Origin of the sequence: Stenotrophomonas sp. Bg11-02, from assembly GCF_002836635.1 — a bacterium.
In the GTDB taxonomy this organism is placed as follows: domain Bacteria; phylum Pseudomonadota; class Gammaproteobacteria; order Xanthomonadales; family Xanthomonadaceae; genus Stenotrophomonas; species Stenotrophomonas lacuserhaii.
Genome location: NZ_PJAY01000042.1, coordinates 22,951 through 47,460, shown reverse-complemented (window position 1 = coordinate 47,460; position 24,510 = coordinate 22,951). Strand labels below are relative to the sequence as shown.

Sequence of the window (24,510 nt, the reverse complement as noted above, 5' to 3'; positions counted from 1 at the left end):
ACAGCCCTGACAGGTTCCGGGCGCCGCCACCCGGGTATAAAAAAGAAGAAAAGCGGTAGCGCCGACCCACGGTCGGCGAGCGCAGCGGGCCGTTGGCGGGAACATTCCGCCGACCATGGGTCGGCGCTACCGAAGGTTCCATGGCCCCCATGGACCTGTCGAAGGTGGGGCGGGGTGGCTGTGCAGGACCGTCTTTTCGCATGGATGCGAAAAGCGAGCCTACAGGGACGTACTTGCGGCGTGTCCTGCACAGCCGCCCCGCCCCGCCAACCAGCAGCCCTGCAGCCTTTGACGTTGACCTTGACGTTGCTCCAGAAAGCAGAACGGCGCCCGCAGGCGCCGTCCGATCAACCGGGTTCAAGCGAAATCAGAACTTCGCGTCGAACTCGGCGGCGTAGCCGGTGTTGACCAGTACCTTCTGCAGTGACTCGGCCACCTTCAGGTTGCCGGCCACCACTTGATGGTTTTCCGGGCCGCGGTTGTCCATCCGGCCCAGCGTGGCGCCCTTGTAATCGCAGACCTTGCCGCCCGCTTCGCGCACCAGCAGGATGCCAGCGGCGATGTCCCAGGACTTCACCCCGGCCTCGAAGTAGGCGTCGGCGCGGCCACAGGCCACGTAGGCCAGGTCCAGCGCCGCCGAGCCGGTGCGACGCACGTCTTCAGCCTGCACCAGCAGCGTATCCACCGCCTTCAGCTGGGCGCTGGCGCGGGCGCGCTCGCGCGGGGCGAAGCCGGTGTGGATCATCGTGCCTTCCAGATCCTTGCGGTCCGACACGCGGATGCGGCGGTCGTTGAACACTGCGCCAGCACCACGGCTGGCGGTGAACAGTTCATTGCGCAGCGGATCGAAGATCACCGCATCGGTCGGCTCGCCGTTCTCCACCAGCGCGATGGATACGCAGTAGTGCGGGAAACCGCGCAGGTAGTTGCTGGTGCCGTCCAGCGGATCGATCACCCACATGTAGCGGTTGGCACCCTGGGTGCCACCTTCTTCGCCGATCACCCCGTATTCCGGGTAGGCGCGCTTGAGTTCCTTGACGATGACCTTTTCCGCATCCGCATCGACCTCGCTCGCATAGTCCATGCGGCCCTTCTGCACCACGTTGAGCGCCTCGAGCTTGTTGATGTTGCGCAACAACACATTGCCGGCGAGGCGGGCGGCCTTGACCATGACGGTGACGGCGGGTTTCTGCATGGCGGTAGCTCCCGGGAGGGCAGAGGGGGGATCGGCGGGGGAAAAGAGCAGGTCCGGCGCAGTGGCCGGCCGCACAGTTTACCATTGCAGGCCGTCCAGCTCGACTACCGCGTTCATGTCCGATCCATCCATAGCTTCCCGTATCCGTTTCGTCCTGGTCGGAACCCAGCATCCCGGCAACATGGGCGCCGCCGCGCGTGCCATGAAAACCATGGGCCTGGCCCGGCTGGTGCTGGTTGCCCCGGAAAAGCCGCTGGACGAAGATGCCTTCCGGCGTTCGGCCGGCGCCGAAGACGTGCTGGGCGACGCGCCGGTAGTGGCGACCCTGGCCGATGCCGTGGCCGACTGCACCCTCGTGCTGGGCTGCACCGCGCGTGCGCGCCGGGTGCAGCTGGAAGAACTGCTGCCCACCGTGGCCGCCGCCCGGGTCGCGGCCAAGGCGGCCGAAGGCGCCGAAGTGGCGATCGTGTTCGGTCGTGAGCGCACCGGCCTGACCAACGAAGAGCTGCAGGTGTGCCATGCCGCGGTGCATATCCCGTCCGATCCGGCGTTCAGCTCGTTGAACCTGGCCGCAGCGGTGCAGGTGCTGGCTTACGAAGTGCGCATGCGCCTGCTGGGCGATGCCGCCACGCCGGTGGCCGAGCCGGGGCTGCGTGAACAGCCGGCCAGCCATGAGCAGATGGAAAGCTTCTTCGGCCAGCTGGGCGAGACCCTGGACGAGATCGAATTCCACAAGGGCCGGGCGCCGGAATCGGCGATGCGCAAACTGCGCCGCCTGTTCCTGCGCAGCGAACCCAGCGAGCAGGAAGTGCGGCTGCTGCGTGGGATCCTGGCCGACGCCCAGCGGATGGCCAGGATGGCGCACGGCGACAAAAAATAGCCTGACGCAGTTCTCACTTTTTCGGGTAGTCTTTCCCTTACATGACGGGGGAACATCGTGAACGCTTGGCTGGGACGCATGCAGTGGGGACTGCTGGGCCTGGCGTGCCTGCTGATGGCAGGTGCGTGCATGGCGGCGTCGCCGGCGTCCAGCAGTGGGCGCGCCGACCAGCGTCACGTGCTGGTGCTCGGCCGCATCAGCGATGACCCCAGGGCCCACTACGCGCAGCTGCAGCCGTTGCTGGACTATGTCGTGGCCCACATGCACGACCTGGGGATCACCGAAGGCCGCGTATTGATGGCGCGCGATGCGCAGCAGATGGCCAGCTACCTGCGTCGCGGGCGCGTTGACTGGGTCACCGAAACGGCCAGCACCGCAGTGGCGCTGGGCCAGCGCGCCGATGCGCGTCCGCTGCTGCTGACCGAGCGCAGCGGGGTGCGCGAATACCACAGCGTGTTCTTCGTGCGCCGGCAGAGCCAGCTGCACCAGTTGGCCGACCTGCGCGGGCATACCCTGGCCCTGCAGAATTCGGCCTCCACCAGCGCCTATCTGGTGCCGGCCATGACCCTGCTGGAGAACGGCCTGGTGCCGCAGATCCTGCAGGAGCCCGATGACACGCCGACCGCCGATGCGGTCGGTTACGTGTTCGCGCGCACCGAACTGAACATCGCCACCTTCGTGCAGAAGGGCATGGTCGATGCGGGCGCGGTGAGCAGCGTGGACTGGGACGACGAACGCCGCGTGCCTCCTTCCTTCAAGCATGATCTGCGGGTCATCCATCGCACTGCGCCGTATCCGCGTGCAGTGGAGGTGGTGCGCGCGGACCTGGATCGGCGCGTGCGCGATCGCCTGCAGCAGGTGTTGCTGGACGCCGCGCAGGATCCGCAGGCGAAGGACGCGTTGGCACGCTTTTTTGGTACATCCGGCTTCCATCGCGTTGATGCGCGGATGCTGCAGCGGCCGGATGATTTGAAACGAGGACTGGTACGCGTGCGGATGGAAGTGGAATGAAGCGCCTGGGCTTGGGATCGGGAATGCAGGCGCGCTTCGTGCTGGCGATGGGCGGGGCGATGCTGGTGGTGGTGGCCATCCTGGCGGTGCTGCTGGGACGGCAGGCGGCGACGCAGCGGGAAGTGACCCGGCTCAGTGGCACGGTGATCCACGAACTGTTCGACCGCAGCATGCGCAGCCGCGGTGAAACGATGGCCCGTGAACTGGCCGATGCGCTGTCCAATCCGCTGTACTACAACGACCTGGAGCAGGTCGGGTCGCTGGTGCGCAACGTCTCGCGGCAACGTGCGGTGGGTTACGTGCTGGTGTTCGATGCCAAGGGCCGCCTGCTGCACGACGGGTCGGTCGGGGTGCCGGATTATGGGCGTGCGATGACCGATCCGCTCGCTGCCAGGGCGGTGGCCGCCAAGGGTGCGCTGGTGCAGGAATCGCCCAAGGTGCTTGAGAACAGCATGCCGATCCTGGTCGGCAACCAGCGCCTGGGCGGGGTGCGCGTGGGCATTTCGTTGAAGGACGTGCAGGTGCTGGAGGCGCAGGCCAGCCAGACCCTGGCGCAGCGGCTGGAACAGGTCGGCACCCGCCACCTTGGCTGGTTGCTGCTGATGCTGGCCTTGCTGGTGGCGATCGGGGTGGCGGTGGTGCTGTACGTGCAGCGCACCCTGGTCACGCCGATCCGTGGGCTGGCGATGGCGGCGCGGCAGATCGAGGCCGGTGACTACCAGGTGCCACTGCGCGAGAACCATCGCGATGACGAAGTCGGCGAGCTGGTGCGTGCCTTCGCGCGGATGCGCGATGCCATCGCCCGGCATGACCGCGAAGTGCGGCACATGGCCTATACCGATGCACTGACCGGCTTGACCAATCGGCTGGCGTTCCGCGAGGCGCTCGACCATCGGCTGATGGCGGCGCGCGCTTCGGGCCACCAGTTGGCGTTGCTGTTTGCCGACATGGATGATTTCAAGCGGGTCAACGACACGCTGGGCCACGAAGCCGGCGATGAGGCGCTGCTGCAGTTCGTGCAGCGCATCAGCGAGGCGGTGGCCACGGCGGGCGGCGACGAGGCCCTGCTGGCGCGTTTCGGCGGCGACGAATTCGTGATCCTGCTGGCTGAAGGCGATGTCGCCGCGCAGGCGCGCGAGCTGGCCGACCTGCTGGTGCGCGAGCTGGGCAAGCCGCTGCGCGTCCAGGGCCGCGAGCTGTTCCTCGGGGCTTCGATCGGCGTCACCCTGTTCCCCGATGATGCCGCCGATGCGACCACCCTGTTGAAGAACGGCGACATCGCCATGTACCAGGCCAAGATGGCCGGCAAGAACTGCCATCGTTACTACAGCCGGGCCATGGACCACGCGGTGGAGCGCCGCGTGCACATGGAGCAGGAGCTGCGCGGTGCCTGGGAACGCGGCGAGCTGCGGCTGGCCTACCAGCCGATCTTCCGCACCCGCGACCGGCGCATGGTCGGGGTGGAAGTGCTGTTGCGCTGGCAGCACCCCACGCTGGGCACGATCCCGCCGTCGGTGTTCATCGAAGTGGCCGAGCAGAGCGGGTTGATCGAAGTGATAGGCCCCAAGGTGCTTCGCGCGGCCTGCATGGAGGCCGCGCAGTGGCCGCGCAATATCGACGGCGAGGGCCTGTTCGTGTCGGTCAACGTGTCATCCCGGCAGCTGCGCGGCGGCGAACTGCCGGACCTGGTGGCGCAGTGCCTGCACGAGTCCGGGCTACCGGCTTCGCGCCTGCACCTGGAGCTGACCGAAACCGCAGTGATCGGCGATGAGATGCTGGCCGCGCAGCTGCTGGACAAGCTGCACCGCACCGGCGTGAAGGTCTGGCTGGATGACTTCGGTACCGGGTTCTCCGGGCTCAGCCACCTGCGCCAGGTGCCGGTGGACGGGGTGAAGATCGACAAGAGTTTCGTCGCTGACATGCAACGCGACCCGGATGACCTGGCACTGACCACCGCGATCATCGCCATGGCCCACGCGCTGGGCATCACCGTGGTGGCTGAAGGCATCGAACAGGAAGTGCAGTTCGACCTGCTCAGCCAGCGCGGCTGTGACCTGGCCCAGGGCTACTGGCTGAGCCACCCGGTCACCGCCACCGCGGTGGTGCAGATGATCGAATCCGGCGCCTGATTTCCCGCTACACAGGGCGCTTGCTGGGGTCGCCGGGAAGTTCGCGGACCAGTTTGGGGACCAGGTAGCCGGACAGGCGCGCGGTCAGTGCGGCGATCAGGGCCTTGGCCGTTGCATCGTCCACTTCGAAGTGGGCCACGCCCTCCACGCGATCCAGCTGGTAGAGGTAGTAGGGCATCACGCCGGCGGCGAAGCTGCGTTCGCTCAGCGCCGCCAGGGCGTCTTCGCTGTCGTTGACCCCGCGCAGCAGCACTGCCTGGTTCAGGAGCTGCGCGCCGGCCGCGCGCAGCCGCGCCAATGCAGCATCCACGCTGGCATCGAACTCATTGGCATGGTTGGCGTGGATCACGAAGGCCAGCGGCCACGGCAGGCTGCCCAGCCAGGCCACGAGGTCTTCGTCAACGCGCTCGGGCAGCACCACCGGAAGGCGGCTGTGGATGCGCAGTCGGCGCAGGTGCGGGATGGCGCGCAGGGCATCGGTCAGCTCCACCAGCTTGTGCGTGGCCAGTGACAGCGGATCCCCACCGGACAGGATCACTTCGTCGATGCCCGGGTCTTCGGCGATGGCCCGCACCGCGTCCTGCCAGCCCCCCTTGGCGGCGTTTTCGGTGCCGTAGTCGAAGTGGCGGCGGAAGCAGTAACGGCAGTTGATCGCGCAGCTGCCGGTGGTCACCAGCAGCGCGCGGCCACGGTACTTCTGGATGACCCCGGTCGCCTTCTTTGCCGCGCCGTCGCCGACCGCATCCAGGCTGAAACCAGGCACCTGGCGCATTTCGGCGTCGATCGGGAGCACCTGGCGCAGCAGCGGATCGTGCGGGTCGCCATGCCGCATGCGGGCCACGAACCCTTCCGGGACGCGCTGTGCGAACTGCTGCAGGGCCGCCTCCGAAACGCCCAGCGCCGCAGGCTCCAGCCCGAGCCGTGACAGCAGTTCGGCCGGGTCGCGTATCGCCTGGCGCCAGAGCTGCTGCCAGCGGGCGGAAACGGGGCGGTGAGCGGCGGAGAGCTGCATGGACAGGGGGCCTGCGGTTATCATGGGGGCATAAATCAGTGCCCACCGTCCTGCGGTGGGCTTTCCATTCTATCCGGCTCGCCGCGCATGCGGCGGTTTCGCCATTTGAGGAGCTTGAGCATGGCCACTGCGGGCATGAACGATGTCAAGAACGGGATGAAGATCCTGGTCAACAATGAACCGGCCGTCATCTCGGAAACCGAGTTCATCAAGCCGGGCAAGGGCCAGGCCTTCACCCGCGTGCGCTACCGCTTCATCAAGTCCGGCCGTACCGTGGAAATGACCATGAAGGCCACCGATGACGTCGAAGTGGCCGACGTTGTCGATACCAACATGAACTACATGTACAGCGACGGCGAGTACTGGCACTTCATGGACCCCGAATCCTTCGAGCAGGTGCAGGCCGACAAGGCCGGCATGGGCGGCGCGGAGAAGTGGCTGAAGGGCGAAGAGTCCTGCATCGTGACCCTGTGGAACGGCTCGCCGATCTTCGTGCAGCCGCCGAACTTCGTTGAGCTGAAGATCACCGAGACCGATCCGGGCGTGCGCGGTGACACCTCCGGCGGCGGCGGCAAGCCGGCCACGCTGGAAACCGGCGCGGTGGTCCGCGTTCCGCTGTTCGTGAACCAGGACGAGATCATCAAGGTCGACACCCGCTCGGGCGAATACTCCGCGCGCGTAAAGTAATCCGGCGCAGCCGGATTACGGTAGGGACGGTCGCTGGCCGTCCGCTCCCGGCGTTACGTGGGGCCGGCCGATGGCCGTCTCCACGGCCGACCCGCCGCCCCCGCCAAGTGAGTCCGCATGACCGACACCGCACGCACCCCCGAAGCCTGTGACCTGCTGATCGAAGCCGGTTACGTGGTCCCGATCGAGCCGCATGCGGTGGTGCTGGAAGACCATGCCGTGGCCGTGCGCAATGGCGAGATCATCGCGGTCCTGCCGCGCAGCCAGGCGCGCGAGCGCTTCAATGCCGCCCAGGTGGTCAGCCGACCCGAGGCCGCGCTGATGCCGGGCCTGGTCAATGCCCACACCCACAACCCGATGACCCTGCTGCGCGGGGTGGCCGACGACCTGCCGCTGATGACGTGGCTGCAGCAGCATATCTGGCCGGTGGAAGCGGCGGTGATCGGGCCCGAATTCGTGGCCGACGGCACCACCCTGGCGATCGCCGAGATGCTGCGTGGCGGTACTACCTGCGCCAACGAAAACTACTTCTTCGGCGACGTGCAGGCAGCGGTCTACAAGAAGCACGGCTTCCGCGCGCTGGTCGGCGCGGTGATCATCGATTTCCCCACCGCCTGGGCGAAGAGTGATGACGAGTATTTCGCCAAGGCCGGCGAGCTGCACGACCAGTGGCGCAACGATCCGCTGATCGGCACCGCGTTCGCCCCGCATGCGCCGTATACGGTCAACGATGCGAACTTCGAGCGCGTGCGCATGCTTTCCGACCAGCTGGACATGCAGGTGCACCTGCACACGCACGAGACCGCGCAGGAGATCAGCGATTCGATCACCCTGCACGGGCAGCGTCCGCTGGCTCGGCTGGATCGCCTCGGCCTGGTCAACGACCGCCTGATCGCCGTGCACATGACCCAGCTGACCGAGGCGGAGATCCACCTGTGCGCCGAGCGCGGCGTCAGCGTGGTGCATTGCCCGGAATCCAACCTCAAGCTGGCGTCCGGCTTCTGCCCGGCCTGCGCGCTGCAGCGCGCCGGGGTGAACCTGGCCATCGGTACCGATGGCTGCGCCAGCAACAACGACCTGGACATGTTCAGCGAAAACCGCACTGCGGCGATCCTGGCCAAGGCCGTGGCCAATGATGCGACCGCACTGGATGCGGCCAGCACGCTGCGCGCGTCCACGCTGGGCGGCGCGCGCGCGCTCGGCTTCGGCGAGCGCATCGGTTCGATCGAAGTCGGCAAGCAGGCCGACCTGGTCTGCGTGGACCTGTCCGCGCTGGAGACCCAGCCGCTGCACAACGTGCTGTCGCAGCTGGTATATGCCACCGGTCGCCAGCAGGTGAGCGATGTGTGGATCGCCGGCCAGCCCAAGCTGGTGCAGCGCGAACTGGTCGGCATGGACCTGCCGGGCATCATCGCCAACGCGCGCCAGTGGCGCGAGCGCATCCGTCACGTGCGTGCCTGATCCATCCCATCCGCGCGCCCCCCGGCGCCGCAAGGACACCCCATGAACGCCCCGAATGTTTCTTCCAATTTCGACCAGGCCGAGCTGGACAAGTTCGCCGCCCTGGCCAACCGCTGGTGGGATGCCGACGGTCCGCAGAAGCCGCTGCATGCGCTCAACCCGGTACGCCTGAAGTATGTCGCCGACCGGGCACCACTGCGCGGGCTGCGCGTGCTTGACATCGGCTGCGGTGGCGGCCTGCTCAGCGAGGCGCTGGCCCAGGCCGGTGCCGAAGTAACCGCCATCGACCTGGCGCCGGAGCTGGTCAAGGTGGCGCGCCTGCACGCGCTGGAAAGCGGCGTGAGCGTGGACTACCGGGTACAGGCTGCCGAGGACCTGGCCGCTGAGCAGCCGGAAAGCTACGACGTGGTGACCTGCATGGAGATGCTGGAACACGTGCCGGACCCCGGTGCGATCATCGAGGCCTGCAAGCGGCTGCTCAAGCCCGGCGGCCAACTGTTCCTGTCCACCATCAACCGCACCGCCGCCGCCTTCGCGGTGGCGATCGTGGGCGCCGAGTACGTGGCGCGGCTGCTGCCCAAGGGCACCCACCACTACCAGGAATTCATCACCCCGGCCGAGCTGTCGCGCTGGCTGCGCGAGGCTGACCTGCAGCTGCGGGACGTCAGCGGCATGGCCTACGAGCCATGGCGCAACCGCGCCCGGTTGTCCAGCCGGACGGACATCAACTACCTCGCCCACGCGACCAGGCCGGCATGACCGCAGTGCGCTTCCCGCCCGCGGTGCTGTTCGACCTGGACGGTACCCTGCTGGACAGCGCGCCGGATTTCGTCGCCACCGCCGGCGACATGCTGGCCGCCCGCGGTCGGCCGCTGGTGTCTCTGGAAGTGCTTCGCCCGGTGGTGTCCAAGGGCTCGCGCGCGATGCTGGCCGCTGCCTTCCCGGACCTGCCCGGCGACCAGCGCGATGCGCTGGTTCCGGAGTTCCTGCAGCGCTACGAAGCGCTGATCGGCCGGCATGCAACGCTGTTCGACGGCGTGGCGGGCATGCTCGCCGCGCTGGATGCCGCCGACGTGCGCTGGGGCATCGTCACCAACAAGCCCGAATACCTGGCGCGGCTGATCCTGCCGCAGCATGGCTGGCAGGCACGCTGTGCGGTGCTGGTTGGCGGCGATTCGCTGCCCGAGCGCAAGCCGCACCCGATGCCGCTGCTGCATGCCGCGCAGGCGATCGGCATTGCACCGTGGCAGTGTGTGTACGTCGGCGATGACGAGCGTGACATCATCGCCGCGCGCGCTGCCGGAATGCCTTCGGTTGCCGCATTGTGGGGCTATCGCCTGGCCGAGGACGACCCGGCCAGCTGGAACGCCGATGTCGTGCTGGACGATGCGCACGCGCTGCAGCAGGCCAGCCGCTGGCCGACCCTCCCGGCACCGCCGGTCAAGAATTGAAGGATACGTAGTGAACAGCAGTGCGTTGGACAGCTTCCTGGACAAATGGCGTGCGCGTTGGCCGGAATGGTCGGTGGCCGAGCCGTTCGTGGCGCCGGAGCAGCGTGCGCGCGCGGTGGCGTGGTTTTCGCTGCTGCAGGAATTCGATGACATGCTCAACACCAGCGGCGATCCGCTGCCGGCCGATGCCAAGCTGGCCTGGTGGGGCGAAGAGCTGCGCAGCTGGGCGGGCCAGCGCTCACGCCATCCGCTGGGCCGCGTGCTGGAGCCGATCCGCGCGCCGTGGGCGGCACTGGCCGATGCGCTGCCGACGCTGGTGGAGGCGCGTGCGGTGGCCGTGGATGCGGCAGCCGCGCAGCGTGCGTTGACGGTGTTCGCCGAAGCGGTGGCGGCGGTGGAGGCCGTGCTGTTCGATGACAAGCCGCGCACCGGTGCCGGCCGTGCTGTGCTGCTGCAGACGCTGGCGCAGCGGCTTTACGACGCGGGCGTGGCCGGCGTGCCGCGTTCGCTGCTGGAGCAGGAGGCCGATGGCGCCTCGCAGCGCTGGGCCGGCGAACTGCTGAAGGACTGGAAGCTGCGCGTTGCCGGCCCCCGCCCGCGACGGATATGGGCGGTGCTGGCGCGTGCACGGCTGCAGGCGCAGGCCAGCGGCAAGCCGATCGAAGCAACGCCGGTGCGCACCTTGTTGCGTGTGTGGTGGGCCGCGCGCGGCTGACGCCCTGCTGGCAGCGCCGACCCATGGTCGGCGAGCGCAGCGGGTGGTGGCCTGATCGATTCCGCCGAGCATGGCTCGGCGCTACCCGCTGGTCCGGGTTGTCGGTAGCGCCGACCCATGGTCGGCGAGCGCAGCGGGTGGCGGGGGACGACCGTTGGTCGTGACCTCCTCACTTCCGTTCCAGCACCAGCAGCGGGTCGATGCGGGTGTCGAACCAGTTCATGCCCCAGTGCAGGTGGGGCCCGGTCGCACGCCCGGTGGCCCCCACCGCGGCAATCACCTGGCCCTGTTCGACCCGATCACCGACCTTGACGTCGATGCGCGACAGGTGCAGGAAGTTCGAGCTCACCCCGAAGCCATGGTCCAGCAGCAGCGTGCCACCGGTGAGATACAGGTCTGGCGCGGCGAAGGTCACCACGCCAGCCGCCGGCGCCTTGACCGGCGTGCCGGTGGGCACGGCGATGTCCATTCCGGAATGGCCCGATCCAGGCTGTCCGTTGTAGACCCGGGCATTGCCGAAGCGGCCGCTGATGCGACCCTGCACCGGCCACATGAACGGCTGGGCGAAGTCGGCGCGGTCGTCATCGCGCGCCCGCGCCGCCGTCACTTGGGCCTGTTCGCGCTTGATCCGCTCGGCGATCGCCGGCGGCGGGTTGACCGTCTTCGGCGGCACGCCGTTGACCCGTTCCACCGGCCAGTCACGCGGCGTCACCGCGATCGCGACGCGCTCGCTGCCGCCGTCGGGACGCTGCACTTCAACCTGCAGCGGACCCTTCTCATCGCGACCGATGCCGAACACCACGCTGCCGTAGCCACTCACCCGCAGCGTGCGGCCGCCGTAGCGGACCGTGCTGCCCGCCGGCACCTTGCCGATCACCATCGCGCCCTGCGAGGCGCTGGCGGGGAACACGACGCGACTGTCGGTGGCCTGTGCGGCGGCCGGGTTCACCGCGCACAGCAGGGCGGGCAGGGCGCCGGCGAGGACCGAGGCCAGCAACAGCGCCCTCATCAGCGGTTGAACGCCAGGCGCTGGCCGTTGGCGGCCCCAACGATCTGCGTGCCGTCCCAGGCCAGCTGGCCGTTGATCCAGGTCGATGCGATGCGCGACTGGAACGTAGTGCCTTCGAAGGGCGACCAGCCACACTTGGACAGCACGTCTTCGCGCTTGACGGTGAACGGCTTGTCCTCCACCAGTACCAGGTCGGCGAAGTAGCCCTCGCGCAGGAAGCCGCGTTCGGCCACGTCGAACAACTGCGCCGGCGCGTGGGCGAATTTCTGCACCACCCGGGCGATGTCCAGCTTGCCTTCGTGCACCAGCTCCAGCGCAGCGGTCAGCGCGTACTGCACCAGCGGCAGGCCGGACGGGGCCTGTGCGTACGGCTTCTGCTTTTCTTCCCAGGTGTGCGGGGCATGGTCGGTGGCGAGCACGTCGATGATGTCTTCCACCAACGCGGCGGTCAGCGCCTCGCGGTCAGCCACGTCCTTGATCGCCGGATTGCACTTGATCAGGTTGCCCAGGCGCGCGTAATCGGTCCGATCAAAGCGCAGGAAATGGATGCAGGTTTCAGCGGTGATCTGCTTGCGGCTGCCATCGGCACGGATCAACGGGCCGCGCTCGAACAGGGCCAGCTCGTCGGCGGTGGAAATGTGCAGCACGTGCAGGCGGGTGCCGTGCCTGCGCGCCAGCGAAACCGCAAGTTCCGACGACTTCAGGCACGCCTGGCGCGAGCGGATGTCCGGATGTTGCTCCGCGCTCAGCGTGTCGCCGTATTGCGCCTGGTACTGCTTCATCAGCGCGTCGATCATCGGCGTGTCTTCGCAGTGCGTGATGATGGGAGTTGGCGCGTCGCGGAAGATCGCGTCCAGCGTTTGCGGGTTGTCGACCAGCATGTTGCCGGTGGAGGCACCCATGAACACCTTGATGCCAGGCGCGGTCTTCGGATCAAGGCGCTGGATGTGTTCGAGGTTGTCGTTGCTGGCGCCCATGTAGAAGCCGTAATTCGCACGCGCGCGGCCAGCAGCGGAATCGTACTTGGCCTGCAGGGCGTCGGCGTTCAGCGTCGGCGGATTGGTGTTGGGCATGTCCATGAAGGTGGTCAGGCCCCCGGCCACGGCGGCCGCCGATTCGGTGGCGATGTCGCCCTTCTGGGTCAGGCCGGGTTCGCGGAAGTGCACCTGGTCATCGATCATGCCGGGCAACAGCCAGCGCCCTGCGGCATCGACCACCTGCTCGCCATCGCGCGCGGCCAGGCCGCTTTCGATACGGGCGATGCGGCCGTTCTCGATGCGCAGGTCGGCATCGAAGACGCGTCCTTCGTTGACCAGGCGGGCGTTGGTAATCAGCGTGGAAGGCATGTCAGTGGTTTCCTTTGCAGCGGCAGGCGGGATCTTCGGTGCGCTCGGGCACTGGATCGAATCCGCCAGGATGGAAGGGATGGCAGCGGCCGATACGGCGCACGGCGAGCCAGCTGCCACGCAGCGGACCGTGGCCGGCGATGGCCTGCATGGCATATTCGGAACAGCTGGGGACAAAGCGGCAGCGCGGCCCGAGCAGCGGGCTGATGAAGCGCTTGTAGAAGCGCAGCAGGGCGATGAGCAGGTGGGAGATCACCCGTTCATAGTAGAACGAGTGCCCGCTGTTGGGGTGAATCGCGGCGGCATGGCAGCGCTGCCCGTAAATCCCGACGGAACGGCCGTCGCCCATTCAGTGGGAGCCCGTGGGCTACATGGTTGGCAGCGGCGCATATTTGTCGCAGGATGGGGCGTTGGCTGCCGCACGCGTCCTGCGCCGCAGCCATGTCGGCGGCATGGCTGCCGACCAGGTTCCGTGCCGCGCAGCAGGTGATGCGGGTCCCGGGCAAGCCACGGCCTTGTTTTACAACGGTTGTGTGTGCGTCCTGTCACGCGGTTGCTGCAGTCGGCCGGGTAGGCTATAAAGGCCCGCTTTCCCGGGCCCCGGGGAATCCAAGGAAGAGCGTTTCGTGGCTGCTAAAAAATCTGCAAAAAAGGCCGTCAAGGCCGCCAAGAAGTCCGCCAGCCCTGTTGCGAAGAAGACGGCGGCCAAGTCTGTAGCCAGCAAGCCGGCCAAGCCGGTGGCCAAGGCAACGGGGAAGACAACGGCCAGGACGGCCACGGCGAAGAAGGCGCCGGCAGCGAAAGCGCCCGCGAAGAAAGCGCCGGTGAAGAAGGTCGCGGCCAAGAAGGTCGCGGTGACCAGGGCACCGGCGAAGAAGGTCGTCGCCAAGAAGACGGCGGTCACCAAGGCAGCGGCGAAGAAAGCGCCGGCCAAGGTCGCCAGCAAGCCGGCCAAGGCCGCTTCGAAGCCGGCCAAGCCGGTTGCCAAACCGGCCGGCAAGGTCGCAAAGAAGCCCGTGGCCAAGCCGGCCCCGGCAAAGAAGGTTTCCACGGTCGCCAAGGCGGCCAAGGCCGCCAAGCCGGTTTCCGGCAAGGCGTCCGCAAGCAAGCCGTCGGCCAGTCCGGCGGTGAACAAGACCGCCACGGCAAAGCCCGCGGTCGGCAAAGCCACCGGCAAGCCGGTGGCGGCGCCCGCAGTGAAGTCCGTACCGAAGCCGGCCCCGCCGGTTCCGGCCACGTCTGTCCCGGCCAGCAACGCCGGTACCAAGGCACCTGAAAAGGTGGCCAAGGCGCCAGCCAAGCAGGCCCCGCAAATCAAGAATCCCGTGCCCGTTTCGAAATCGTCCGCGAAAACCCCTGTGAAATCCGATGCCGCCCCGAAGACCGTCGCCCGCCCGGTGGGCAAGGTCGCCGTGGCAGTGACCGCACGCTCGACCGCTCCGGCGCCGCGCAGCAAATACAAGGTGGTCGAGTACAAGACCGACGAAGCCACCGGCCGTCCGATCCTGCCTGCCGGCTACAAGCCGGGCGCAGAAGAGGAATACATGAGCCCGCTGCAGCAGGAGTACTTCCGCAAGCGCCTGCAGGACTGGCGCGCCGATCTGGTGGAAGAATCCAAGCAGACCATCGAGAACCTGCGCGAGGAAGTGCGTGATATCGGCGATGAAGCCGAGCGTGCGACTCGCGAAACCGAGAACTCGCTGGAACTGCGCACCCGCGATCGTTACCGCAAGCTGATCGGCAAGATCGACAGCACGCTCAAGCGCCTGGAAGCAGGTGATTACGGCTACTGCGTCGATACCGGCGAAGAGATCGGCCTGGATCGCCTCGAAGCGCGCTTGACCGCCGAGCGCACGATCGATGCGCAGGAGCGCTGGGAACACATGCAGAAGCAGCAGGGCGACTGAGCCGTATGCTGCCGCATGACGAAAAAGCCCGGCTCGCGCCGGGCTTTTTCGTTTGTGCGTCCACCGGGGACGGCAGCGCCGACCCATGGTCGGCGAGCGCAGCGGTCCGCGGGCTGACGGCGTTACCGCAGCTGCAGCTCCAGCTCGCTGCGCTGCGGCATCTGCACCGTCACCGGCGCGCTTTGCAGATCGCCCTCGGCGTGCGACGCCGTGCCGGTGCGTGACAGTCGCGCCAGCACCTCCACCTGTGCGTGGGAAGACAGCGGCTGGGTCGGCATCGGGCTGTCGGCGTCGCTGAGGGTGGCGCTCGCAGGCAGCGCCTGCAGCGGATAGCGGCGCACCGCCACCGGCATCGGCGGGCCTCCCGGTGCACGTGCCAGCACGAACAGCGCCGCGTCCCGTGGCCACTGCGCGGGAGCGAAACCGGGCGGTAGCGCGATGCGGATGCTCAGCAGGGGCGCCGCGTTTTCCTGCAACGCCCCGGAGGAAGCGGCGGGCGCTTCGGCACCTGCCGCCGCGCGTGCGATGACCAGCTGTTGTTGCAGTGCCGCCGCCGCGCCGGGCTGCAGGCGCGGCAGCAGCGCGGACCACACGGCCACCGCTTCCGCATCGCGGCCGCGCTGGCGCAGCGCGATGCCCAGCAGCCAGGCAGCGCGTTCGGCATCGGGCTGCACCTGCAGCGCATGCTGCAGCCAGCCCAGCGCCCGGTCATCGAAATGTTTTTCCGGATCGGCCTGGGCACGCGCCTGGGCGGCTTCCACCAGCACGCCGGCATCGTCCGGTGCCAGCGCTGCAGCCCGGCTGTACGCGGCAGCAGCGGCATCAAGCTGGCCGAGTTCGCCGCGCGAGCGGCCCAGCAGCACCCAGCCATCGGCGCGCTGCGGTTCCTGCTCAAGTGCCTGTTCCAGCGCCTGCACGCCATCGCGCAGCTCCGCCAGCGAGGGCGCGGCCGGTTCCTGCGCGGCGCGCGGATCGCCCACCAGCAGGTACAGGCTGGCGCTGGCCAGGCCGATGCTCAGGCAGGCAACGAGGAATCCCGCCCGCCCGCGCGCGCGCAGCGGCCACAGCACCGCCAGCGCCAGCAGCAGGCCCGCAATCCCCGCCAGTACGGCCAAGCCGGCCGTCACCAGCCATCACCGCGGGTTTCCTCGACCACCACCGTGCCACCGCGGCGGCGCACCAGCCGCCACACCAGCAGCGCGCCGGCCAGCAGGAACAGCAACGGTCCGCCCCACAGCAGCCACGTACCGGGTTGCAACGTGGGCTGGTACAGCACGAACTCGCCATAGCGCTGCACCAGGAAGCGCTTCACCTCGGCATCGTCATGGCCCTGTTGGATCAGCTGCAACACTTCGCGGCGCAGGTCCTGGGCGATCTGGGCATTGGAATCGGCCAGTGACTGGTTCTGGCATTGAACGCAGCGCAGCTGCGCGGCAAGCGCATGGAAGCGGGCTTCTTCGGCATGGTCGGTGAACTGCAGCGGCCGCGCATCATGCACCGGCTGCTGCGCGCGCGCGACGCTGCAGAACAGCGAGGCCAGCAGCAGCACGGCCATCAGCAGGCCGCCTGCCAGCCGGCTGGCCGCGTGGCGATCAGGGAGTGGCGTGCAGTGCATTGCCGGCATCGGCCTGGGACTTCTCGACCTGTTCCAGCGCCGGGATCAACTTCTGCTCGATCACCGCCTGGGTCATCGCGCCGCTGTACTTCCAGCGCACCACGCCGCTGCCGTCCACCAGGAAGGTTTCCGGTGCGGCGGTGATGCCCCAGTCGATCGCGGTGCGGCCTTCGATATCACTCAACACCACCATGAAGGGATTGCCGAGTTGTTCCAGCCAGCGCAGGGCATCGGCCGGTTCATCCTTCCAGTTGTAGCCGATCACCCGCACGCGCTTGGTTTCGGCAAAGCGGGTCAGCACCGGATGTTCTTCGCGGCAGGCCGCGCACCAGCTGCCCCAGACATTGAGCAGGTACGGCGCGCCGCGCAGCTCTTCGCTGCGGACCTGGATGTGCGGATCGTGCAGCACCGGCAGTTCGAAAGCCGGCGCCTGCTTGCCGATCAGCGGCGAGGGAAGGACATCGCGCTGCGGATCGCCGCTCTTCATCACCCCATACACCATCAGCCCGAGCAGGCCGAAGAAGAACAGCACGCCGATCACGATGGCCACCGGCGGCAGCGGACGGGAAGGGCGGGGGGCGGGGGATTCGGACATGGAAAACAGGACTCCTACGGACGGCGGAAACGACGGTCAACGGCAGCGACCAGGCCACCGAGCGCCATCAGCAGCGCCCCGAGCCAGATCCAGCGCACGAATGGCTTGATATGCACGCGTACGGCCCATGCATTGTTGCCCAGTGGCTCGCCCATTGCCACGTAGACATCGCCGGAAAGGCGCGCATCGATGCCGGCTTCGGTCATCACCTGGCCACCGCTGGCATACAGGCGTTTTTCCGGATGCAGCAGGGCGCGTTCGCGGCCATCGCGGAACACCCGCAGGTGGCCGCGGTCGGCGCTGAAGTTCGGGCCCTCGCGATGATCGACGCCTTCGAAGCGGATTTCATGGCGGCCCACCACCACGGCCTGCCCGGGTGACAGGGCGACTTCGCGCTGCACGTTCAGCGCTTCCACCAGCAGCGCGCCGGCCAGGAACACCGCCATGCCCACGTGGCCCAGCAGCATGCCGGTCATTTCCGCGGTGAAGCGCCCATTGCCGCGCAGCCGCTGCCAGATGAAGCGTGCCGTGCCCAATCCAACCCATGCGGCCGCGCCGACGCCGAGCCCGACCTTCCAGCCGTTCTGGGGTGCCCGCCACCACGCCAGCGCGGCCAACAGCACTGCCAGCACCAGCCACGGCAACAGCAGCGCCAGCGCGCGCGAGGGTTGGTCGCGCTGCCAGTTGACCAGCGGGCCGAACGGCAGCAGCAGCACCAGCGGCGCCATCAGCAGCAGGAACAGGCTGCCGAAGTAGGGCGGCCCGACGGAGATCTTGCCCAGCCCCATCGCATCGGCCAGCAACGGATACAGGGTGCCCAGCAGCACCATCGCACAGGCACTGGCCAGCAGCAGGTTGTTGGCCAGCAGCAGGGTCTCGCGCGAGGTGGCGGTGAAGCCGCGGCGCGGATCGCTGCTGTCCACGCCCAGGCTGCCGGCGCGCAGCGCGAACAGCAACAGTGCGCCGCCGACCAGGATCGCCAGGAACAGCAGGATGAACATGCCGCGCGAGGGATCGGCAGCGAAGGAATGCACGCTGGTCAGCACGCCCGAACGCACCAGGAAGGTGCCAAGCAGGGACAGCGCGAAGGCGGCGATCGCCAGCAGCAGGGTCCAGCTGGCGAAGGTGCCGCGCTTTTCGGTGACCGCCTGCGAGTGGATCAGCGCGGCGCCGGCCAACCATGGCATGAAGCTCGCATTTTCCACCGGATCCCAGAACCACCAGCCGCCCCAGCCCAGTTCGTAGTAGGCCCACCAGCTGCCCAGCGCGATGCCCAGGGTGAGGAAGGCCCAGGCCACGTTGGTCCACGGCCGTGTCCAGCGCACCCAGCGCGTATCGACCCGGCCATCCAGCAGCGCGGCGACCGCGAACGCGAACGGCACCGAGAAGCCGACGTAGCCCAGGTACAGCATCGGCGGGTGGATGATCAGTCCCGGGTCCTGCAGCAGGGGATTGAGATCACGGCCTTCCAACGGTGCGGGGATCAGGCGCGCGAACGGATTGGAGGTGAAGATCAGGAACGCCAGGAAGCCGATGCTGACCAGGCCCATCACCGCCAGCACGCGCGCCTGCACGGTAGCGGGCAGCGCGCGCGAGCCCAGCGCCACCGCGCCGGTCCACGCGGCCAGCACCAGCGCCCACAGCAGCAGCGAGCCTTCGTGCGCGCCCCACACCGCTGACCAGCGGTACACCATCGGCAGCAGCGTATTGGAGTTTTCGGCGACGTAGCGCACCGAGAAATCCTGCTGCACGAAGGCAGCGGTCAGCACCGCGAAGGCGGCCGCCACCAACAGCAGCTGCGCCAGCGCCGCCGGTCGCGCGACCTGCATCCAGCTGGCGATGCCGCGCTGCGCCCCGATCAGCGGCAGGCTGGCCTGCAGCAACGCGGCCAACAATGCCAGCAGCAGCAGGATCTGTCCCAGTTCGGGCAGCACTCAGCGCACCTCGGGCGCAGGCACGGGCACATCGTGTTTGACGTGCGCCTTGCCCATCTTGTCGGCCAGTTCCTTCGGCATGTAGGTTTCATCGTGCTTGGCCAGCACTTCTTCGGCGATGAAGCGATCACCCTGCAGGCGTCCGGTCACCACTACCGCCTGGCCTTCGCGGAACAGGTCGGGCAGGATCTGGTCGCTGCGAACGGTGAGCTCGGCATCACCATCGGTCACGGTGAACAGCGCCACCAGCGAGCCGGGCTCACGTTCCAGCGAGCCCTTGGCCACCATCCCGCCCAGGCGGAAGCGTTCGGCGCTGCCGGCATCACCACGCAGCACTTCGGCCGGGGTGTACAGGTAGGCCACGTTGCGCTGCAGGGCCATCGCCACCAGCGCGGTGGCCAGGCCGGAAGCGGCCACCAGCAGCAGCACCCACAGCAGTCGACGCCGGCGCTGCGGGTTCATCGCTCCAGCTCCAGCGGCGCGCCGTTACCGGTGCTGGCCGAGCGCCGAGCCTGCTGCCGCTGCTGGCGCTGGCGGGCATCCTGGCGTGCGCGGCGCAGGCGCAGGTGCGAGCCGATCGCATCGATGGCCAGCAGCCCGACGAACACTGCGTAGGCGGCCACCACGTAGCCCAGGTAATTCATGCTTCCCCCTGCAGCTGGCGCTGCACCCAGTCCTTGCCGGCTTCGCGCTGCAGGTTGTCCGCGCGCGCCTTGGCCAGCAGTGAGCCGACGAACCACAACTTGGTGCCGATCACCATCAGCCACAGCGGCAGCTGCATGCTGGCATCCAGCGTGGTCGGCCCGAACAGGCGGATGGTCTGGCCCTGGTGCAGGCTGCCCCACCAGTTCACCGAATAGCGGATGACCGGCAGCAACGCGACCCCGACGATGGCCAGCAGGCCCGCCGCGCGCGCGGCATTGCGCCGGTCCTCGATGGCCATGTACAGCCCGATCACCCCGAAGTACAGGAACAGCAGGATCAGTTCGGTGGTCAGGCGCGGGTCCCAGTCCCACCATGTGCCCCACATCGGCCGGCCCCAGATGCTGCCGGTGAGCAGGGTGACGAGGGTGAAGCCTGCGCCGATGGGGGCGCACGCCATCGCCAGCACCTCGCAGATCTTGATCTTCCACACCAGTGCGATGGCTGCGTAAAGCGCCATCAGCGCGAACACGAACAGGCTCATCCACGCGCTGGGCACGTGCACGAACAGGATGCGGAAACTGTCGCCCTGCTGGTAGTCGGCCGGCACCACGAACAGCGCCTGCCACAGCCCGAAGGCCAGCACCGGCAGGGCAGCGAGGTGGAAGACACGGGACCAGCGACGGGCGAAACGGTCGAAGGCGGGCGGTGAGCCGAGTTGGTGGAACCAGCGGACGATCGGTTGCATGCGGTAGCGGCTATCCCGGTTGGTCGGTGTGGCTCAGCTCAAGGAAATGCGGATGGCGGCAGCGGTGGCCAGTGGCGCCAGCACCAGTGCCACCACCAGCCCGGCGGCGAGCATCAGCAGCGCGCCATACGGATCCTGATCGCGTGCAGCAGCGGCGACACTGCCTGCGCCGAACACCAGCACCGGCACGTACAGCGGCAACGACAGCAACGCCACGAGGATACCAGAGCGCCGGATGCCGACCGTCAGTGCCGCCACCATGCCGCCGATCAGGCTCAACAGCGGCGTGCCCAGCAGCAACGATGCCAGCAACATCGGCAGTTGGTCATGTGGCAGATGCAGCATTTCCGCCAGCAGGGGGCTGAGCACGATCAGCGGCAGGGCCGTCGTCAGCCAGTGCATCAGCACGCGCACCAGCACCAGCCACGCCAGCGGCACCGGCGCCAGCAGCCATTGTTCCAGCGAGCCGTCTTCGGCATCGGAACGGAACAGCGAATCCAGCGCCAGTTGCCCGGCCAGCAGCACCGCCAGCCACAGCACCGCAACCGCGTTGGCGGCCAGCTGCTGCGGATCGCGGCCGGACGCCAGTGCGAACAGCACCACCACCAGCAACGCGAACAGCACCGGTTGCAGCGCATCGCCACGGCGGCGCCAGACCAGTCGCAGGTCGCGCGTGGCCAGCGCACGTGCGGTCTGCCACAGGCCGGGTTCGGTACCGGGCGCGATCATGCGGCTACCTGCGGCAGCGCCAACTGCAACTGACGCGTGCGCACTGGCGGGGCGGCATACGCGCCGTGGGTGGTGACCAGCGCTGCGCCACCGCCGCGCAGGTGCGCGGAAATCATCCGGTTGACCAGGTTGATGCCCTCCAGGTCGAGGTTGGCATAGGGTTCGTCCAGCAGCCACAGCGGCGCCGGCGACAACCACATCCGCGCCAGCGCCAGGCGGCGCTTCTGTCCCGCCGAAAGATGCCGCACCAGGGTGTCTTCGTGGCCGGCCAGCCCGACCACGGCCAGCGCGCTGCCGGGCATCTGGCGCGCGCGACGGCCATGCAGCCCGCACAGGAAATGCAGGTTCTGCAGCGTATCCAGGTCCGGTTTCATGGCAGGCAGGTGGCCGAGGTAGGCGACGAAGCGCGCGCGCTCGGCGGTGCTGGCGGCGCGGCCATCGATCTCCACGCGGCCGGCTGACGGCCGCAGCAGGCCTGCCAGCACGCGCAGCAGGGTGGTCTTGCCGGCGCCGTTGTCCCCCTGCACCAGCAGCGCTTCGCCGGTATCGACATGGAACTCGAGCGGCCCGAACACGCGTTCGTCATCTCGTGAGAAGCAAAGACCATGTGCGGCCAGCAGCGCAGGGGTATTCAAGGGACACGATCTCTGCACGGCGGACGGGCCCTGATTCTAGCCGCCCGCGCCGGCTTGCGGAGCGCGCGGGCAGCTGCCGGTGGGTGGCGACCCCAGCACCCCGTGGGTGATGACCCCAGCACCCGGTGGGTGACGACCCCAGCACCCGGTGCGTGATGACCCCAGCACCCGGTGGGTGAGGACCGTTGGTCGTCACGCTTCACCCCCCGCAGTACACTCCACGCCTGTCTTCCGCTCCCCGCACAGGCCGATGCAACCGCAGACCAAGCTGCCCAAGGTGGGCACCACCATCTTCACCGTGATGTCCCAGCTGGCCGCCGAACACGGCGCCGTCAACCTCGGCCAGGGCTTCCCCGATTTCAGCGCGCCTCAGCGCCTGATCGATGCCACCACCCGCGCGATGGCCGAAGGACTCAACCAGTATCCGCCGATGACCGGGGTGGCGCCGCTGCGCCAGGCCATCGCGCAGAAATCGCTGGACCTGTACGGCGCACAGGTCGACCCGGATACCGAAGTCACCGTCACCAGCGGCGCCACCGAAGCGATCTTCAACGCCATCCACGCCGTCGTGCGTGCCGGCGAGGAAGTGATCGTGCTCGACCCGGCGTACGACTGCTATGAACCGGCGATCGACCTGGCCGGCGCACGTGCGGTGCACGTGCCACTGGACCCGCAGACCTTCGCGGTGGACTGGGACCGCGTGCGCGCGGCGATCACACCGCGCACCCGCCTGCTGATGGTCAACACCCCGCACAATCCGTCCGGTGCGATGCTGGCCGAGGCCGACCTGCAGGCGCTGTCCGACCTGCTGCGTGGCACGGACATCTACCTGATCTCCGATGAGGTGTACGAACACATCATCTACGACGGCCGTCGCCACGAATCAGCGCTGCGCCACCCGGAACTGCGCGCACGCGCGTTCGTGATTTCCAGCTTCGGCAAGACCTACCACTGCACCGGCTGGAAGATCGGCTATGCGATCGCGCCGCCAGCGCTGAGCGCGGAATTCCGCAAGGTCCACCAGTACAACACCTTCACCAGTTTCGGGCCGGCGCAGTATGGTTTCGCCGCGATGATCCGTGACGAGCCGCAGCACCACCTGGAACTGGGGGCGTTCTATCAGGCCAAGCGCGACCGCTTCGGCGAGCAGCTGGCGCAGACCCGGCTGATGCCGCTGGCGGTGCCTGGCGGTTACTTCCAGCTGGTCGATTATTCGGCCATCAGCGACCTGCCGGACCATGAATTCGTGAAGTGGCTGACCATCGAAAAGGGCGTGGCGGCGATCCCGCTGTCGCCGTTCTACGAGACGCCGCCGGCCGGCCAGCGCATCGTGCGGCTGTGTTTTGCCAAGAACGAAGCCACGCTGGATGCGGCCATTGAACGGTTGAAGCAGCTGTGAGCGCCGCCGCCCAGGATCTGCGCATCAGCCTGGTGCAGGGCGATACGCGCTGGCACGATCCGGCCGGCAACCGCGCACATTACGCCGCGCTGCTGGCGCCGCTGGTCGGCACGACCGATCTGGTGGTGCTGCCGGAAACCTTCACCAGTGGTTTTTCCAACGCGGCGATCAGCCAGGCCGAAGACATGCACGGCCCCACCGTGGCATGGATCGTCGAGCAGGCGGTGAAACTGGGCGCGGCGGTCACCGGCAGCGTGCAGCTGCGCGAAGGCGATGCGGTCTACAACCGGCTGCTGTTTGCCACTCCGGATGGCGTTCTGCAGCAGTACGACAAGCGCCACCTGTTCCGTTACGGGGGCGAGCACGAACGCTATGCCGCCGGGCGCGAGCGCCTGAGCGTGGAATGGAAGGGCTGGCGGATCAATCCGCAGGTCTGCTACGACCTGCGTTTCCCGGTGTTCTGCCGCAACCGTTTCGACGTGGAGCGGGCAGGGCAGCTGGATTTCGACCTGCAGATATTCGTCGCCAACTGGCCCTCTGCACGGGCGTATGCGTGGAAGACGCTGCTGCGTGCACGCGCGATCGAAAACCTGTGTTTCGTGGCGGCGGTGAACCGGGTGGGCGTGGATGGCAACGACCTGCACTACGCCGGTGACAGCGCGGTCATTGACTACCTGGGCCAGCCGCAGGTGGAGGTGCGCGAGGTAGAGCAGGTGGTGACCACCACGTTGTCGGGGCAGGCGTTGGCCGCCCATCGCGCGCGCTTCCCGGCGATGCTGGACGCAGACCGTTTCGAACTGGACCCGCCGCCGCGCGCAGGCTGAACCGCGCAGCGGACTGGCGCGGCTGGCCCTGTCCTGACGGGGCGGCGCGCTGCTAGATTCGGCGCATCACGCATCCGGAGTATTCCCACGATGAAGAACACTGTTTCGCTGATGGCTGCTCTGTTGGCATCGGCCTTTGCCGCTCCGGCTGCGCAGGCGGCCGGCAACCTCGAATGCAGCCTGCGCTACGACCTGTCCGGCTGGTCGGCGTTCTACAAGACCGCCTCCGGCAATGGGACGATCACCTGCGACAACGGCATGCGCGTGCCGGTCACGCTGAAGGTCAGGGGCGGTGGCCTGACCGTGGGCAAGTCGAAGATCGTCGATGGCACGGGCCGTTTCACCGGTGCGTATTCCCCCGATGACCTGTTCGGTACCTATGCGGCGGTCAGCGCGCATGCCGGGGCGGTCCGCTCCAGTGGCGCGGTGGCGATGACCAAGGGCGATATCTCGCTGGCGTTGGCCGGCACCGGCAAGGGCTGGGGCCTGGGGGTCGACGGCACGGCGTTCACCATCGAACGGCGCTGAGCGAGGAGGGTGTAGGTGACGACCAACGGTCGTCACCCACCAGCCATCCAAGTCGTCA

The 24,510-nt window shown here is 68.0% G+C and carries 26 protein-coding genes; 12 read left to right on the top strand and 14 right to left on the bottom strand.

The annotated features are described in order from the left end of the window. Positions 1 to 367: 367 nt before the first annotated feature. Positions 368 to 1,195: an inositol monophosphatase family protein gene (locus CXG43_RS02385; protein ID WP_042615229.1), complete on the bottom strand. Its 828-nt coding sequence runs from the start codon at positions 1,193 to 1,195 to the stop codon at positions 368 to 370. A 115-nt stretch (positions 1,196 to 1,310) separates the two neighbouring features. Here CXG43_RS02385 and CXG43_RS02380 point away from each other — a divergent pair, with 115 nt between their 5' ends. From CXG43_RS02380 to CXG43_RS02370, 3 genes are all read left to right on the top strand, one after another. Further along, positions 1,311 to 2,075: an RNA methyltransferase gene (locus CXG43_RS02380; RefSeq protein ID WP_101098526.1), complete on the top strand. Its 765-nt coding sequence runs from the start codon at positions 1,311 to 1,313 to the stop codon at positions 2,073 to 2,075. Between the two features lie 78 nt (positions 2,076 to 2,153). Continuing rightward, the gene (locus CXG43_RS02375; protein WP_101098525.1) at positions 2,154 to 3,086 is read left to right on the top strand and encodes a phosphate/phosphite/phosphonate ABC transporter substrate-binding protein; all 933 of its coding nucleotides are present in this window, start codon (positions 2,154 to 2,156) and stop codon (positions 3,084 to 3,086) included. Beyond that, complete coding sequence (locus tag CXG43_RS02370) at positions 3,083 to 5,215, top strand: GGDEF domain-containing phosphodiesterase (RefSeq protein WP_101098524.1); 2,133 nt, start codon at positions 3,083 to 3,085, stop codon at positions 5,213 to 5,215. The genes CXG43_RS02375 and CXG43_RS02370 overlap by 4 nt, the downstream gene beginning before the upstream one ends. Before the next feature lie 7 nt (positions 5,216 to 5,222). Here the strand turns inward: CXG43_RS02370 and epmB are convergent, their stop codons facing one another. Continuing rightward, a complete protein-coding gene (epmB, locus tag CXG43_RS02365; protein WP_198551436.1) occupies positions 5,223 to 6,227 on the bottom strand; it encodes an EF-P beta-lysylation protein EpmB in 1,005 nt (334 codons plus the stop codon). Positions 6,228 to 6,347: 120 nt separating this feature from the next. On the opposite strand from epmB, the gene efp reads away from it, so the two are divergent. The 5 genes from efp to CXG43_RS02340 all read left to right on the top strand — a co-directional run bounded on the left by efp (position 6,348) and on the right by CXG43_RS02340 (position 10,541). Beyond that, positions 6,348 to 6,914, top strand: coding sequence for an elongation factor P (gene efp, locus CXG43_RS02360; protein WP_101098522.1), 567 nt, complete (start codon positions 6,348 to 6,350; stop codon positions 6,912 to 6,914). Between the two features lie 117 nt (positions 6,915 to 7,031). Then, positions 7,032 to 8,375, top strand: a complete 1,344-nt coding sequence (locus CXG43_RS02355; protein WP_101098521.1) for a TRZ/ATZ family hydrolase — start codon at positions 7,032 to 7,034, stop codon at positions 8,373 to 8,375. Positions 8,376 to 8,417: 42 nt separating this feature from the next. Further along, positions 8,418 to 9,134 (top strand): bifunctional 2-polyprenyl-6-hydroxyphenol methylase/3-demethylubiquinol 3-O-methyltransferase UbiG, encoded by a 717-nt coding sequence (gene ubiG / locus CXG43_RS02350; RefSeq protein WP_101098520.1) that lies wholly within the window; start codon positions 8,418 to 8,420, stop codon positions 9,132 to 9,134. Continuing rightward, entirely contained in the window at positions 9,131 to 9,826 is a 696-nt protein-coding gene (locus CXG43_RS02345) for a phosphoglycolate phosphatase (protein ID WP_101098519.1), read from the top strand. The genes ubiG and CXG43_RS02345 overlap by 4 nt, the downstream gene beginning before the upstream one ends. Before the next feature lie 10 nt (positions 9,827 to 9,836). Next, on the top strand, positions 9,837 to 10,541 hold the full coding sequence (locus tag CXG43_RS02340; RefSeq protein WP_101098518.1) for a phytoene/squalene synthase family protein: 705 nt from the start codon (positions 9,837 to 9,839) through the stop codon (positions 10,539 to 10,541). 169 nt (positions 10,542 to 10,710) lie between these two features. Here CXG43_RS02340 and CXG43_RS02335 read toward each other — a convergent pair whose 3' ends face one another. The 3 genes from CXG43_RS02335 to yidD are packed head-to-tail and all read right to left on the bottom strand — an operon-like array spanning position 10,711 to position 13,152. Next, positions 10,711 to 11,550, bottom strand: coding sequence for a M23 family metallopeptidase (locus CXG43_RS02335; protein ID WP_101098517.1), 840 nt, complete (start codon positions 11,548 to 11,550; stop codon positions 10,711 to 10,713). Further along, positions 11,550 to 12,896 (bottom strand): dihydroorotase, encoded by a 1,347-nt coding sequence (locus tag CXG43_RS02330; protein ID WP_101098516.1) that lies wholly within the window; start codon positions 12,894 to 12,896, stop codon positions 11,550 to 11,552. The genes CXG43_RS02335 and CXG43_RS02330 overlap by 1 nt, the downstream gene beginning before the upstream one ends. A gap of 1 nt (position 12,897) precedes the next feature. Continuing rightward, the gene (yidD, locus tag CXG43_RS02325; protein WP_042615209.1) at positions 12,898 to 13,152 is read right to left on the bottom strand and encodes a membrane protein insertion efficiency factor YidD; all 255 of its coding nucleotides are present in this window, start codon (positions 13,150 to 13,152) and stop codon (positions 12,898 to 12,900) included. Positions 13,153 to 13,522: 370 nt separating this feature from the next. On the opposite strand from yidD, the gene dksA reads away from it, so the two are divergent. Then, the gene (gene dksA, locus CXG43_RS02320) at positions 13,523 to 14,803 is read left to right on the top strand and encodes an RNA polymerase-binding protein DksA (protein WP_101098515.1); all 1,281 of its coding nucleotides are present in this window, start codon (positions 13,523 to 13,525) and stop codon (positions 14,801 to 14,803) included. 122 nt (positions 14,804 to 14,925) lie between these two features. Here dksA and CXG43_RS02315 read toward each other — a convergent pair whose 3' ends face one another. From CXG43_RS02315 to ccmA, 9 genes are read right to left on the bottom strand one after another with little or no spacing between them, the layout of a single operon-like run. Beyond that, positions 14,926 to 15,930 (bottom strand): cytochrome C biogenesis protein, encoded by a 1,005-nt coding sequence (locus CXG43_RS02315; protein ID WP_232767555.1) that lies wholly within the window; start codon positions 15,928 to 15,930, stop codon positions 14,926 to 14,928. Further along, positions 15,927 to 16,358 carry a cytochrome c-type biogenesis protein gene (locus tag CXG43_RS02310; RefSeq protein WP_101098529.1) on the bottom strand — a complete coding sequence of 144 codons (432 nt, stop codon included), beginning with the start codon at positions 16,356 to 16,358 and terminating at the stop codon, positions 15,927 to 15,929. The genes CXG43_RS02315 and CXG43_RS02310 overlap by 4 nt, the downstream gene beginning before the upstream one ends. A 37-nt stretch (positions 16,359 to 16,395) precedes the next feature. Next, on the bottom strand, positions 16,396 to 17,013 hold the full coding sequence (locus CXG43_RS02305; protein ID WP_042615204.1) for a DsbE family thiol:disulfide interchange protein: 618 nt from the start codon (positions 17,011 to 17,013) through the stop codon (positions 16,396 to 16,398). Positions 17,014 to 17,027: 14 nt separating this feature from the next. Then, positions 17,028 to 18,947, bottom strand: a complete 1,920-nt coding sequence (locus CXG43_RS02300) for a heme lyase CcmF/NrfE family subunit (protein WP_101098513.1) — start codon at positions 18,945 to 18,947, stop codon at positions 17,028 to 17,030. Next, the gene (gene ccmE / locus CXG43_RS02295) at positions 18,948 to 19,409 is read right to left on the bottom strand and encodes a cytochrome c maturation protein CcmE (protein ID WP_101098512.1); all 462 of its coding nucleotides are present in this window, start codon (positions 19,407 to 19,409) and stop codon (positions 18,948 to 18,950) included. Then, entirely contained in the window at positions 19,406 to 19,591 is a 186-nt protein-coding gene (gene ccmD, locus CXG43_RS02290) for a heme exporter protein CcmD (RefSeq protein ID WP_101098511.1), read from the bottom strand. The genes ccmE and ccmD overlap by 4 nt, the downstream gene beginning before the upstream one ends. Beyond that, a complete protein-coding gene (locus tag CXG43_RS02285) occupies positions 19,588 to 20,337 on the bottom strand; it encodes a heme ABC transporter permease (RefSeq protein WP_101098510.1) in 750 nt (249 codons plus the stop codon). The genes ccmD and CXG43_RS02285 overlap by 4 nt, the downstream gene beginning before the upstream one ends. Before the next feature lie 33 nt (positions 20,338 to 20,370). Further along, the gene (gene ccmB / locus CXG43_RS02280) at positions 20,371 to 21,066 is read right to left on the bottom strand and encodes a heme exporter protein CcmB (RefSeq protein ID WP_101098509.1); all 696 of its coding nucleotides are present in this window, start codon (positions 21,064 to 21,066) and stop codon (positions 20,371 to 20,373) included. Next, positions 21,063 to 21,701, bottom strand: a complete 639-nt coding sequence (gene ccmA / locus CXG43_RS02275) for a heme ABC exporter ATP-binding protein CcmA (protein ID WP_101098508.1) — start codon at positions 21,699 to 21,701, stop codon at positions 21,063 to 21,065. The genes ccmB and ccmA overlap by 4 nt, the downstream gene beginning before the upstream one ends. A gap of 250 nt (positions 21,702 to 21,951) precedes the next feature. On the opposite strand from ccmA, the gene CXG43_RS02270 reads away from it, so the two are divergent. The 3 genes from CXG43_RS02270 to CXG43_RS02260 all read left to right on the top strand — a co-directional run bounded on the left by CXG43_RS02270 (position 21,952) and on the right by CXG43_RS02260 (position 24,452). Next, positions 21,952 to 23,100 (top strand): pyridoxal phosphate-dependent aminotransferase, encoded by a 1,149-nt coding sequence (locus tag CXG43_RS02270; protein WP_101098507.1) that lies wholly within the window; start codon positions 21,952 to 21,954, stop codon positions 23,098 to 23,100. Next, positions 23,097 to 23,924 carry an amidohydrolase gene (locus CXG43_RS02265; RefSeq protein WP_101098506.1) on the top strand — a complete coding sequence of 276 codons (828 nt, stop codon included), beginning with the start codon at positions 23,097 to 23,099 and terminating at the stop codon, positions 23,922 to 23,924. The genes CXG43_RS02270 and CXG43_RS02265 overlap by 4 nt, the downstream gene beginning before the upstream one ends. A gap of 90 nt (positions 23,925 to 24,014) precedes the next feature. Further along, entirely contained in the window at positions 24,015 to 24,452 is a 438-nt protein-coding gene (locus tag CXG43_RS02260) for a hypothetical protein (RefSeq protein WP_101098505.1), read from the top strand. Positions 24,453 to 24,510 lie beyond the last annotated feature (58 nt).